10 protein-coding genes, 1 tRNA gene and 3 rRNA genes are annotated in these 13,198 nt (G+C 42.0%); 9 read left to right on the top strand and 5 right to left on the bottom strand.

Features of this window, described 5'->3' with window-relative positions; all coding sequences use genetic code 11:
* Positions 1-3: 3 nt before the first annotated feature.
* A complete protein-coding gene (locus ACZ5LY_RS02565; protein WP_013413870.1) occupies positions 4-411 on the bottom strand; it encodes a DUF134 domain-containing protein in 408 nt (135 codons plus the stop codon).
* Positions 412-470: 59 nt separating this feature from the next.
* On the opposite strand from ACZ5LY_RS02565, the gene ACZ5LY_RS02570 reads away from it, so the two are divergent.
* The 4 genes from ACZ5LY_RS02570 to cbiQ all read left to right on the top strand — a co-directional run bounded on the left by ACZ5LY_RS02570 (position 471) and on the right by cbiQ (position 2,986).
* Positions 471-1,130: a DUF166 domain-containing protein gene (locus ACZ5LY_RS02570; RefSeq protein ID WP_464577840.1), complete on the top strand. Its 660-nt coding sequence runs from the start codon at positions 471-473 to the stop codon at positions 1,128-1,130.
* 108 nt (positions 1,131-1,238) lie between these two features.
* Positions 1,239-1,883, top strand: a complete 645-nt coding sequence (gene cbiM / locus ACZ5LY_RS02575) for a cobalt transporter CbiM (protein ID WP_464577841.1) — start codon at positions 1,239-1,241, stop codon at positions 1,881-1,883.
* Positions 1,880-2,161, top strand: a complete 282-nt coding sequence (locus tag ACZ5LY_RS02580) for a PDGLE domain-containing protein (RefSeq protein ID WP_464577843.1) — start codon at positions 1,880-1,882, stop codon at positions 2,159-2,161. The genes cbiM and ACZ5LY_RS02580 overlap by 4 nt, the downstream gene beginning before the upstream one ends.
* Before the next feature lie 27 nt (positions 2,162-2,188).
* The gene (cbiQ, locus tag ACZ5LY_RS02585; protein WP_013413874.1) at positions 2,189-2,986 is read left to right on the top strand and encodes a cobalt ECF transporter T component CbiQ; all 798 of its coding nucleotides are present in this window, start codon (positions 2,189-2,191) and stop codon (positions 2,984-2,986) included.
* Here cbiQ and ACZ5LY_RS02590 read toward each other — a convergent pair.
* A complete protein-coding gene (locus tag ACZ5LY_RS02590; RefSeq protein WP_464577845.1) occupies positions 2,972-3,658 on the bottom strand; it encodes a hypothetical protein in 687 nt (228 codons plus the stop codon). The two genes, cbiQ and ACZ5LY_RS02590, sit on opposite strands and share 15 nt — an antisense overlap.
* A gap of 270 nt (positions 3,659-3,928) precedes the next feature.
* On the opposite strand from ACZ5LY_RS02590, the gene ACZ5LY_RS02595 reads away from it, so the two are divergent.
* The 4 genes from ACZ5LY_RS02595 to rrf all read left to right on the top strand — a co-directional run bounded on the left by ACZ5LY_RS02595 (position 3,929) and on the right by rrf (position 8,791).
* Positions 3,929-5,408, top strand: a 16S ribosomal RNA gene (locus ACZ5LY_RS02595).
* A gap of 59 nt (positions 5,409-5,467) precedes the next feature.
* A tRNA-Ala gene (locus ACZ5LY_RS02600) sits at positions 5,468-5,541 on the top strand.
* Positions 5,542-5,635: 94 nt separating this feature from the next.
* Positions 5,636-8,625 (top strand): 23S ribosomal RNA (locus ACZ5LY_RS02605).
* A 47-nt stretch (positions 8,626-8,672) separates the two neighbouring features.
* Positions 8,673-8,791: ribosomal RNA gene (rrf, locus tag ACZ5LY_RS02610) — 5S ribosomal RNA — on the top strand.
* Together the 16S, 23S and 5S rRNA genes with 1 tRNA gene alongside form the textbook arrangement of a ribosomal RNA operon.
* 206 nt (positions 8,792-8,997) lie before the next feature.
* On the opposite strand, the gene ACZ5LY_RS02615 is transcribed toward rrf, so the two are convergent.
* From ACZ5LY_RS02615 to ACZ5LY_RS02625, 3 genes are read right to left on the bottom strand one after another with little or no spacing between them, the layout of a single operon-like run.
* Entirely contained in the window at positions 8,998-10,902 is a 1,905-nt protein-coding gene (locus ACZ5LY_RS02615; RefSeq protein WP_464577847.1) for a MutS-related protein, read from the bottom strand.
* Positions 10,903-10,904: 2 nt separating this feature from the next.
* A complete protein-coding gene (gene tmk / locus ACZ5LY_RS02620) occupies positions 10,905-11,519 on the bottom strand; it encodes a dTMP kinase (RefSeq protein ID WP_464577850.1) in 615 nt (204 codons plus the stop codon).
* A 38-nt stretch (positions 11,520-11,557) separates the two neighbouring features.
* Complete coding sequence (locus ACZ5LY_RS02625; protein ID WP_013413878.1) at positions 11,558-11,746, bottom strand: hypothetical protein; 189 nt, start codon at positions 11,744-11,746, stop codon at positions 11,558-11,560.
* Positions 11,747-11,911: 165 nt separating this feature from the next.
* Here ACZ5LY_RS02625 and glyA point away from each other — a divergent pair, with 165 nt between their 5' ends.
* Complete coding sequence (gene glyA / locus ACZ5LY_RS02630) at positions 11,912-13,195, top strand: serine hydroxymethyltransferase (protein ID WP_013413879.1); 1,284 nt, start codon at positions 11,912-11,914, stop codon at positions 13,193-13,195.
* The last annotated feature ends 3 nt before the right edge of the window (positions 13,196-13,198 follow it).

Genomic DNA, 13,198 nt, shown 5'->3' on the forward strand with positions numbered 1-13,198 from the left:
GCTTTATTTTCGTCCAAATCTTCCACCTCCTCTATGTAAAATTCCCTTACATCCACATACTGGACATATCTTTATCTCTTCAGGCCATTCAGATTTACATTTTTTACATACATACTTTTTTTCTTCAATTATGTATTTTCCTCCACTTACAACTATCATTTTTCCCTCTATTATTGCTTCAGCAATTTTTGAACGTGCAGAAGTCAATATCCTATGAAATGTTGGTTGTGATACGTTCATTACTTTAGCAGCTTCTTCTTGTTTCATTCCCAAATAATCTTTAAGCCTTATAGCTTCCAATTCTTCTATTTCCATCTTTACAACTTCTTCTGTTGCCCAGGGAGGACAGGGACCAAAACTTTTAACTCTAGGTTTCTCAATAACCCTCCGAAACCTTCTTGGCCTTGGCATTTTTTCACCCAAAACATTATGAATAAATATTTATAATCCAGAATAAAAAGTTTATGATGATGAAAGTAGCTGTAGTTACAGATGGTAGATATGGTGAAAGAAGCTATAAAACAATAAAAAAATATTTTGATTGTAAGATTGTAAAGATGAAATGTCCTTCAGAAGCATTTTTAGATGATGTTGAGATCCCCAACAATGTATTTAAAAAATTAAAAGATACAGAGATAATTTTAATTTATATATTACATCCTGATGTAATTTATGAGCTTGTTAGAAGGATAAGTGATGGTAAAAAATGGATTATAGTAGCTTCATGGGATGGAGAAGGATTCAAAAAACAATTACAAGCATTTAAAAATGTTATATGTCCTGATTTAATGTGTAATATTAGAAAAATTGGTGACAAAACTTTTGATAAATTTGCATCTAAAATTGGGAAACCTAAAGTTGAAATTAAAATAAAAAATGGCAAATTAAAAGATATAAAAGTATTGAGGACTTCACCATGTGGGGCAACATTGTTTGTTGCTAACTACATTAAAAAGAAGTATATTAATAAAAAAATAACTAAAGATTTGCCTCGTGAAGCCGGTTTTAAAGTTCAACATTATCCCTGTATGGCACCTAAAATCAATATTCTTGTTGATAATGAATGTAAAAAACAATTTGCATCTGAATTACATAAAGAAGCATTTGAAAAAGCATTAAAGAATTTTTAAATTATATTTAATTTAATTTTATTTAAGAAAATTTTATATATTAATTGATTAAAAAAATTGATTTTGTGTAATAAAAATTTTTTAATTATTGAGAAGAGGTGGTATTGAATGCATATTCCAGATGGATATATTCCTTTGTGGCAGTGTCTCATCTACGGTATTATAGCAATTGTGGCAGTAGCTTACTCTCTTAGGTGGTCTGCCAGAAATCTTACAGAAAGAAATATTCCATTGTTTGCAGTACTAGCTGCAGGTATATTTGCTGTGATGTCTTTTAATGTTCCAATCCCTTGGGGTACCAGTGGTCATATGGTTGGTGCAGCACTTGTAGCAATTGTATTTGCTAGTCCATGGGCAGCAATACTTTTAATTTCAATAGTGTTGCTGTTACAGGCATTTATTTTTGGAGATGGTGGTATAACAGCTTTAGGTGCAAATATTTTAAACATGGGTATACTAGGAGGCTTTGTAGGTTACTATACATTTAAGGCATTAGTGAAATACAACAAACCAATAGCTATTTTCTTAGCAGGATGGTTATCAATATTTCTTGCAGCAATTTTATGTGCAATTGAACTAGCGTTAGCAGGCAAATTCCCAATAAACCTAGGACTTACATTTATGGGACTGTTCCATGCAGTAATTGGTATAATAGAAGGTGTCTTGACATTGATAGTAATCCTTGCAATTGAAAGAATACGTCCGGATTTAATAGTTTGGAAAAAAGCTCCAGAGGAGGCTGCAACAGAATGAAAGACACTCACAAAATCATAATAGTTGGTCTAGTAATTTCATTAATAATATGTTGTCTTTCACCATTTTTAGCATCTCAAAATCCTGATGGTCTAGAAAAAACAGCTGAACTAGTGAAAGCTGGTGAAGGAACAACATTCCATCAACCTCCAATGCCTGATTATGAAATACCAGGATTAGGAACTATTGGTTCTATATTGGCATTAGTGATAGGTACAATTATTGTATTTGCTATTGCCTATGGAGTAGCAATCGTTGCAGGTAAAAGAAAAGCTTAATTTTCTCCTTTTTTATTTTTTAGAGACATGACAGGCATTGATGATATTATATTCATTGAGAAAGATGCAAAAAAGAATAGCCCCATACATAATCTTGATCCAAGAGTGAAATTAATAATTTTTATTTTTTTAGTTGTTTATGCTGTTCATACACAATCATTTTATGTTTTAATTGCACTAGAATTGTATCTTTTCCTACTTATTTTTATATCTAAATTAGATTTCATAACTTTTTTAAAGAGATTACTTTTAGTTCTTCCATTTGGTGGTTTTATTGCTATTTTTCAAATTTTCATTAGACCAGGACATATATTACTTTCATTGCCTCTCGGAATCCACATAACTTTTGAAGGATTAGTATATGGGACTTTTCTTTTATTAAAGTTGATAACTTGTGTTACCTCAGTTCTCATGCTTTCATCAACAACGCCACTTCAAGATTTAGTTGAGGCTGGAAAAAGACTACACCTTCCTCCACTTTTTATGATGTTGATAAGCATAACAGTGAGATACTTATTTTATTTTTATGAGAAATTTGTAACAATTACAAATGCACAAAAATCAAGATGTTTTAGTATTTGGAATAAAAATTTACCATATCTTCTTAGATTAAGAAAAATTGGGGAAACAATAGCTATAGTTTTTCTCAAAGCATATGAACAAGGTGAAAAAGTATATTTAAGTATGTTAAGTCGTGGCTATAATGAAGAGAGTATCAGTAATTATCATACTCATGTGAAATTAAAAATGAGTGATTATATTTTTATAATAAGTAATGTTGCTTTAGTTTTGTTTCTAGAAATTGTTTCACTATTCATAATTTAAATATCCTTCATTGTATAATTTTTGTAGGTCTGAGGCATGCATCAATTCATAAATAGCATATGGATTGTTAAAATAGGGTTCAATCATACCTTTTATTACATAATAATATGCTCCAAATCTTCCATAATATTTCCAGGTTATTTGTACATATAGAGGGAAACCACAACCTTGATTTATCAATGGATTTCCTTCACGTACAGTCCCATGATAAAACATTGGAATTGGTCCTTCTTGTCCATTTTCTTTTGCAATTTCCATTACATAATTCATTGCTTCATCTAATGTATCAAACTCATATCCATCAGCTCTATACCTATATTTATTTTCAGGAATTCCAAATAAAAACGTCTGTATAACTTCTTGCCAATCTATATTTGTACGCATACCTCTATTATCTATAAATGCAAGATTTATAACTGTAATGTCTCCTTCTTTATAATGTGCATAACCAGATGCTCCTGCATAATGAACAACTAAGACACATTTTGATCCCATCCTTCTTGCATAATCTGCAGCTACTTTTGATTGTGGGTGTCCCGGATACATATCTGGATTTGCCAATTTAACAATTCCTAAGCGTCCTACGGGTTTTACAGGAGCTAAAGTACCATGAATATATAAATAAATCCCAAAAATCATGAAGACCATGAAGAATATACCTGTCTTTCTCATTAAAACACCTAAATAAATAATTAAGAAATTCTTACTATCACCTCCTTTTAAATATTATGGTTTTGCAATATTTTCTAATTTTTTTGTATTGATAGTGTTGCTAGGTATGTAATGCCATGGTACCGGCGTGGATTCGGAGTGCCTATTTAGGCTCGATGAAGAATCGCACTCCAGCCATGGCAACAAAATTGGTGAGAGCCTGAGTGAATAACTCAGGCTTGATCATAGGTCCCACGGGTGCTGGTAAAGTCCCAAAGGAATCCCCCGCCAACTCCGTTTGATCCTGGCGGAGGCCACTGCTATGGGGGTCCGACTAAGCCATGCAAGTCGAACGGGCCTTGTGCCCGTGGCGAACGGCTCAGTAACACGTGGACAACCTACCCTGGGGTCCGGGATAACCCCGGGAAACTGGGGCTAATCCCGGATAGGCGAGGTCTCCTGGAATGGGGCCTCGCCGAAAGGTCTTTTGACCGCCCCAGGATGGGTCTGCGGCCGATTAGGTAGTTGGTAGGGTAACGGCCTACCAAGCCTACGATCGGTACGGGTTGTGAGAGCAAGAGCCCGGAGACGGGGCCTGAGACAAGGCCCCGGGCCCTACGGGGCGCAGCAGGCGCGAAAACTCCGCAATGCGCGAAAGCGCGACGGGGGGACCCCCAGTGCCACTCCGTAAGGAGTGGCTTTTCCGGAGTGTAAAAAGCTCCGGGAATAAGGGCTGGGCAAGACCGGTGCCAGCCGCCGCGGTAACACCGGCAGCCCGAGTGGTGGCCGCGTTTATTGGGCCTAAAGCGTCCGTAGCCGGTCCGGTAAGTCTCCGGTGAAAGCCCGCAGCTCAACTGCGGGAGTAGCCGGAGATACTGCCGGACTTGGGGCCGGGAGAGGCCGGAGGTACCCCCGGGGTAGGGGTGAAATCCTGTAATCCCGGGGGGACCACCTGTGGCGAAGGCGTCCGGCTGGAACGGGCCCGACGGTGAGGGACGAAAGCCAGGGGAGCGAACCGGATTAGATACCCGGGTAGTCCTGGCCGTAAACGATGCGGACTTGGTGTTGGGGCAACCTCGAGTTGCCCCAGTGCCGAAGGGAAGCCGTTAAGTCCGCCGCCTGGGGAGTACGGCCGCAAGGCTGAAACTTAAAGGAATTGGCGGGGGAGCACCACAACGCGTGGAGCCTGCGGTTTAATTGGATTCAACGCCGGACACCTCACCGGGGGCGACGGCAGGATGATGGCCAGGTTGATGACCTTGCCTGACGAGCCGAGAGGAGGTGCATGGCCGCCGTCAGCTCGTACCGTGAGGCGTCCTGTTAAGTCAGGCAACGAGCGAGACCCGCGCCCCTAGTTGCCAGCGGGTCCCGTAAGGGACGCCGGGCACACTAGGGGGACCGCCAGCGATAAGCTGGAGGAAGGTGCGGGCGACGGTAGGTCCGTATGCCCCGAAACCCCCGGGCTACACGCGGGCTACAATGGCCGGGACAATGGGTACCGACCCCGAAAGGGGGAGGTAATCCCATAAACCCGGCCGTAGTTCGGATCGAGGGCTGCAACTCGCCCTCGTGAAGCTGGAATGCGTAGTAATCGCGGGTCACTATCCCGCGGTGAATACGTCCCTGCTCCTTGCACACACCGCCCGTCACGCCACCCAAACGGGGTTCGGATGAGGCCATGGCCTCTGGCCATGGTCGAATCCGGGCCCCGTGAGGAGGGCGAAGTCGTAACAAGGTAGCCGTAGGGGAACCTGCGGCTGGATCACCTCCTTAAAATAATAATATTCCTTTGGGACACCAAAAGCACCCGTGGGACCTTTTTTTATTTTTGGGCCCATAGCTCAGCCTGGGAGAGCGCCGCCCTTGCAAGGCGGAGGCCCCGGGTTCAAATCCCGGTGGGTCCATGCAACTAGCCATCTTATGATGGCTAGTGAAGCTAGATGATCAAAGATGATTCTAGGTGCATAGGTAGTTCGTGGACACCAACTGTAGGGAACTGGTCCAAGGTTTAAGCCGCCCGGTGGATGGCTCGGCTTGGGCGCCGACGAAGGCCGTGGCAAGCTGCGATAAGCCCGGGTGAGGCGCATGCAGCCGTAGAGCCCGGGATCGCCGAATGGGACCTCCTGGCCCTCCGTAAGGAGGGTCACTCCGTAAGGAGGGGGAACCCCCCGAACTGAAACATCTTAGTAGGGGGAGGAAAAGAAAGCAAAAGCGATGCCGTGAGTAGGGGCGACCGAAAGCGGCACAGGACAAACCGAACCCTCTGTAGCGATACAGGGGGGATGTGGTGTTGCAGGATGGCAACATATGTTCCCTGCCTGGTGAAGCCGAAGTCCGGCTGGAATGCCGGCGCCGGAGAGGGTGAAAGCCCCGTAGGCGTAAGCCAGGCAGGGAACGTTGCCATCCTGAGTAGCGTCCCTTGGATATGGGGCGCGAATCTGGGAGGCATCGACTCCCAATCCTAAATACGTCCCAAGACCGATAGCGCACTAGTACCGTGAGGGAAAGCTGAAAAGAACCCCTGACGGGGAGTGAAAAGAGCCTGAAACCGGGCGGCGACAATCCGGCAGGGCGCGAAAGAGATGACCCACCCCAAAAGAAACCCCGGCGACGGGGGAGTATGAGGGGTGGTGATCGGCGTCCTGCCGTCCGTGTTGAAACACGGGCCAGGGAGTTCACGGCCGTGGCGAGGCTAAGGGGTTTACGCCCCGGAGTCGTAGGGAAACCGACATGCCCGCAGCACTTTATGTGCGAGGGGCGGGGTCCGAAAGGGCCCGGAGTCACGGCCGTGAGACCCGAAGCCGGCCGATCTAGCCCTGGGCAGGGTGAAGCCACTCTTACGAGTGGTGGAGGCCCGAAGGGGTGTTGTAGTGCAAAACGCTCCCCTGACCCGGGGCTAGGGGTGAAAGGCCAATCGAGGCCGGTGACAGCTGGTTCCACCCGAAATGGCTCGCAGGCCAGCCCGCCCGGAGGCAGGTGGCGGGGTAGAGCACTTACTGGGTGTGCAGGGGGAGAAATCCCTCGGCACCCTGTAAAACTCCGAACCCGCCACCGCCGTAGAAGGGCGGAGTCAGGGGCACGGGGTAAGCCTGTGTCCCGAGAGGGGAACAACCCAGACCGGGGTTAAGGCCCCTAAATGCCGGCTAAGTAGCGAAGGTGGTCCCCGGCCTCAGACAGTGAGGAGGTAGGCTTAGAAGCAGCCATCCTCTAAGGAGTGCGTAACAGCTCACTCACCGAGGCCGGGGGCGCCGAAAATGGACGGGGTTTAAGCCGGCTGCCGATACCCCGGAGCACCGCGAAATGCGGTGATCTGGTAGGGTGGCGTCCCGCCAGGGCAGAAGCGGGGGCGTGAGCTCCCGTGGACCTGGCGGGAATGAGAATCCTGGCGGTAGTAGCAGCAAAGTAAGGTGAGAATCCTTACCGCCGAAAGGGCTAGGGTTCCTGGGCAATGTTCGTCAGCCCAGGGTTAGTCGGTCCTAAGGCCAGCCGTAACCCGGCCTGGCCGAAAGGGAAACAGGTTAATATTCCTGTACGGCCCAGGTACGCGGCGACGCAAAGGCTGGCTCCTGACGCCTCGGGGTAGGCCAGGTGGGGCTGTCGCCCCATTTAAAGGCTGAAGCCTGGGGAGTCCCGTAATGGGGAGAACCAGGTGAAGGCCTGAACAGCCGTCCCTTAAGGGACGGTCTGGCCGATCCCCGGGGCCCTTGAAAAGGGAGCCAGCTATGGATCCTGGGCCACCGTACCGAGAACCGACACAGGTGCCCCTAGCTGAGAAGGCTAAGGCGTGTCAGGGTAACCGGGCTAAGGGAAATCGGCAAATTGGCCCCGTACCTTCGGAAGAAGGGGTGCCAGCCGCGAGAAGCGGCTGGTCGCAGTGACTAGGGGGGCCCGACTGTTTAATAAAAACATAGCTCCCAGCTAGCCCGTAAGGGTGAGTACTGGGAGTGACACCTGCCCAGTGCCGGCACGTGAAGCCCCGGTTCAACGGGGTGAAGCGCCGGTAAACGGCGGGGGTAACTATAACCCTCTTAAGGTAGCGAAATGCCTTGCCGGATAAGTACCGGCCTGCATGAATGGTTGAACGAGGCCCCCACTGTCCCTAGCCCGGACCTGGTGAACCCGCTTTCTGGTGCACATGCCAGATACCTCCGGTGGGAAGCGAAGACCCCGTAGAGCTTTACTGCAGCCTGCTGTTGGGGTCTGGTCATGGGTATGCAGCGTAGGCGGGAGGCTTCGAAGCCAGGTCGCCAGGCCTGGTGGAGCCGCCCATGAGACACCGCCTTCCCATGGCCGGGCCCCTAACCCCCGAAAGGGGGGACAGCAGTAGGTGGGCAGTTTGGCTGGGGCGGCACGCCCTTGAAAAGATATCAAGGGCGCCCAAAGGTCGGCTCAGGCGGGTCAGGAACCCGCCGTAGAGTGTAAGGGCAAAAGCCGGCCTGACTGCACCCCTAACAGTAGGGGGTGCAGGGGCGAAAGCCGGGCCTAGCGAACCTCCGTGCCTCCTCGATGGGGGCCGGAGATGACAGAAAAGCTACCTCGGGGATAACTGGGTGGTCGCGGGCAAGAGCCCACATCGACCCCGCGGCTTGCTACTTCGATGTCGGCTCTCCTCACCCTGGGCGTGCAGCAGCGCCCAAGGGTGGGGTTGTTCGCCCATTAAAGAGGAACGTGAGCTGGGTTTAGACCGTCGTGAGACAGGTTGGTTGCTATCTACCGGAGGTGTTGGCTGCCTGAGGGGAAGGTGGCCCTAGTACGAGAGGAACGGGCCGCCGGCGCCTCTGGTGTACCGGTCGTCCGACAGGGCGACGCCGGGCAGCTACGCGCCGGGTGATAAAGGCTGAAAGCATCTAAGCCTGAAGCACCCCCCGAAAATAGGCAGCCATAAGGGGGCGCCTAAAAGAGGCGTTTGATGGGGCGGAGGTGTAAGCCTCGAGGCGAAAGCCGAGAGGCTTAGCCTGCCGCTCCCAACACCCCGAAAACCTTGGACCAGTTCCCTACAGGTGATATCCACGAACTACCTATGCACCTAGAAGGGTACGGCGACCATAGCGGGGGGGCCACACCTGAACCCGTTCCGATCTCAGAAGTTAAGCCCCCCTGCGTTGGAGGTGGTACTGCAACGTTAGTTGCGGGAAGCCTCCAACGTCGCCGGCCCACTTCATTCTCATCTTTTCATCATTTCACTTTAAACCCCCGCCGCGATACCCTACGGTCCTCCTATGATGATAGGCGTTTAGCCTCAGATGATTAGGAGAAACCAGGTATCGTACAATAGCCTGCCACGAGGGTTGCTCAGGGGAGGACAAGGACTAAGTCCTTCCTGTGAACCTGTTGAGTTAGTGGGCAGGCAACAATACGACTCATTTTTCAAATTTTTTTAGCATTTCATGATACATTTTCTTCACTTTTCCTTTTGATTGCTTATACAGCTTTTTCAAAATTAATTCCGGAGTACTTTTAGCAAGATAATTTATTTTTGGTGTCCTATCAACAATTAGATTATAGTTTTCATCTAAACCTTTAGCTTCAATTCCATCGACCCTGACATCAACTAACTTTATAATTTCTCTGGCCATGTGTGTAACTATAACAGCAAATGATTCTGATTCTTTTATAAATTCAATAAAACTTGCTATTATTTTTGCACCTGCATCTAATTCTGTTATTGACTCCAATTCATCCAATAATATTAATTTTCTTTTTTTAGTAGCTAAAGCTGGCGTAAATGTTTTAACAAAATGCTCAAACGCACCTGCATCTAAACTCCTTTGTTTTGAGAAAAAGTAAATTTCATCAAATATTGGAACTTCTGCATATTCAGCGTTCACTGGTAATCCCATATGTGCCAATATAACTGTCTGAGCTAAAGTCTCTAATAGTGTTGTTTTTCCTCCACTATTTGCACCTGTTAACAACGTTACTCCTGGAACATCATAATCTACTCTCTGTGCATTCTTAGTGTGGATCAAATCTAGATGCAAAGCATTTTTAATTATAAATCTCTTGGATAATTTAGGAGGATTTAATCCATAATTTAAAGCAAAAGATGCTAATGCAAATTTATAATCAAATTCTTGAAACCACTTTATTTCTTTTTTTACATCATTAATCAATTTTTTTAACTTTTTTGCGGCATTGACTTTTGCTTCAAATTTTTTAATTTCGTTTTTACCTTTTATTTCCCTAACAACTCTATTTAACTCGTTTTTATCTATTGATAATGGATATTCTTTCAAAAATGGGTCAAAATTAATTCCAGTTTTTTCTTTTATCTCTTTTTTAGCCTCTCTAATACTTTCTTCAAATATTTTATCAACTTTCTTAGTACTGCCTTCATTCAACAATTTTAAAACTTCTGCTCCTTCAAGCTTAATTTTCTTTATTCTTTCCTTGATTTTTTTATTGGTTTTAACTCTTACCGACTCAACAACTTCCTCTATATTTATCTCTTTAGGTTCAGATTTTTTTAATTTATTAATAATATTTATAACATCCTCTAAAACCGTTTTTTCGCCTAAAATTCTTTTTATTTTTAATATAATGTCCAACAATTTTTTATTTTCTATAAAATAATCTAAAATAATTTCAGGTACTATCTCTTCTTTAGTGAAATCAGGTGTAAGTGTAATTAAATTTGGTAGGTAATCTATATCTGCCTCATGTCCAGATTGTATATAAATTAGTAAGTCATAATCTTCCAATTCATCTGTACTTGGATTTAACAATATTTCACAATATTTATCTATTTTTAAATTTAAAAGATTTTCATATATTTTTTCATCATTTACTAAGACAGCTCTACCAAAAATAAAATTTGGTTTTGTATCTTTAATTTTGAATCGTCTGGCTTTTCTTAATAAATTTTCTATTTTTTTTCTGGGTAATTTTTCTAATTTATTTTTGAATTCTACAATAGAATTTAGATCTTCTTTTATTTTTTTTGGATCATTTGATGGATACAATAATTTTACTTTATTTTTGGAGTAATTAGTGTTAGTATATTTTAGAATTTTTTGTATGATATCTTGATAGAGTTGGAAGGCCCTTTCAGTTTTTAAAAATTTTTGAACTTTTTCTCCTCTAAATTTTTTTATTATTTCAATTGCTCTTTTTTCACTTACTCCTCTAACTTTGACAAGTTCATCTATCTCTAAATTATTTATTACTTTCTTAAATTCTCTTTCTCCACCAACTTCTTCAACAATTTTTTTAGCTAACTTGTTGCCTATTCCTTTTATTGTTTTAAGTTCTGCTATTACACTCATAGTTATTCTTTTTTTTGTATTTTTGCAGCGATGACTTTTAATATTTCGTTATGAACGGTTTTTATATCATTATTAGCATCTATAATGATGAAATTATGTTTTTTTGCTAGTTGTAAGTATTTCCTCCTAGCTTTATTTAAATATGAACTATTTTCAAATATTTCTTTTTTTTCACATCTTTTCATGGCTACATCAACATCTACATCAAGAAGAATTGTTATATCAGGTTTTAGAGCATATTTATTAACTTCCTCAACCCAATCTTCACCTATATCAATACTTTGATATACAAAACTAGACCATAAACATCTATCACTAATCACAAGATAACCTTTTTTTAACAATTTTTTTATTTTCTCAGATAATATAATTCTATCTGCAGCAAAAAGCAATGTCATCAATGCGTTGTTAACTTCTTTCCGCAATAATTTCCTTATCAATTTTCCTATTTCGGAATCGGTTGGTTCTTTTATCTGAATTACTTTGTATCCACATTTTTTTAGTTTTTCTGATAATAGTTTAACTTGTAGTGACTTTCCAGCCCCATCTATCCCCTCTATACATATATACATAAACAATAATTTTGTATGAGATGTATGTATAGTTATTGACTTCACACAAAAATATGTAAAAACAAATTCTTATTAGAAGAAATTTACTTCTCCAATTCTTTTATACGTTTTTTAAGATCTTTAACAATTAAATCCTTTGCCTTTTCTAGATCTTCTTTTTTACCTCTTAAAACTGGACCATCATCGGTTTGAACAAGTTTAAGATTATATTTATTCACAACTTTAGCAATACTACTATAACTCACTCCAGGAGGTATTCTCATCTCATACATTTTATCACCAATTTTTTACTTATTTTTATTTGGATTCAATTTTTAAATTTTTGGGAAAATTTTTTCTTAACAAATAATTTTAAATATTTAAAAATTAGATAATTTAGTTAGATCTAATCCCTTTTATCAAAAAATATTAAGTTCATAAATTTGGGAGTGGACATCATGTCTCGAAACTTAGACTACACAAATAAAATCAGGGAGCTTGTAAAGAAACATAATGAATGGATGAAAAAAAGCATTAATCTGATTGCCAGTGAGAATGTCACTAGCTTACGAGTTAGAGAAGTGTTAATTTCTGATTTGGGGCATAGATATGCAGAAGGCTTGCCTGGTAAAAGATTGTATGAAGGTTGTTATTATATAGATGAAATTGAAGAACTTACAATAAAATTATCGGAAAAATTATTTAATGCTGAATATGCAAACGTACAGCCTACATCGGGAGTTATAGCAAATTTAGCAGCACTTTTTGCATTTACAAATCCGGGAGATAATATAATAGCTTTAGATGTCCCAAATGGTGGCCATATTTCTCATGCTAATGTAGGAGCAGCCGGAGTTAGAGGATTAAAAGTTCATCCACACCCCTTTGATGAAGAGAAATTTAATATTAATGTGGATAAAATGGTAAAGGATATCTTAGAAATTAAACCTAAGGTTGTGTTGTTTGGTGGTAGTTTATTTTTATTCCCTCATCCAGTAAAAGAAGCTAGGGAAGCTGCAGATGAGGTAGGAGCAAAAATAATATATGATGGTGCACATGTCTTGGGATTAATAGCGGGTGGTCATTTCCAAGATCCTTTAAGGGAAGGCGCTGATATATTAGCAGGGAGTACTCATAAAACATTTCCAGGCCCTCAAGGAGGAATAATTCTTTGTAAAAAAGAATTTAAAAATAAAATTGACAATGCTGTATTTCCAGGACTTGTTAGTAACCATCATTTACATCATTTAGCTGCACTTGGCATTGCTACAGCAGAAATGCTGGAATATGGTGAAAAATATGCAAAGCAAGTAATAAAAAATGCTAAAACATTGGCTGAGAGTCTATATGACTTAGGGTTTAATGTTCTATGCGCCGATTTAGGTTTTACAGAATCTCATCAAATTGCTATAGATGTTTCAGACATAGGAAATTCTTCTCAAATAGCTAAAAAACTTGAAAAGAATAATATAATATTAAATAAGAATTTATTACCTTGGGATGACATAAATAATTCTGATAATCCATCTGGATTGCGTATAGGTACACAAGAAGTAACTAGAAGAGGCATGAAAGAATCAGAAATGAAAGAAATTGCTGAATATATCAAAAAAGTTGTTATTGATAATAAAGATGTTAAAAACGATGTTTCAGAATTTATGGAAGATTTTACTAAGGTTGATTATGCATTTGAGAAAGAAGAAGGTTATGATTATATAGAAATACTTGAAAAGTATTTGTAAAAC

It is taken from the genome of Methanothermus sociabilis, assembly GCF_055392295.1.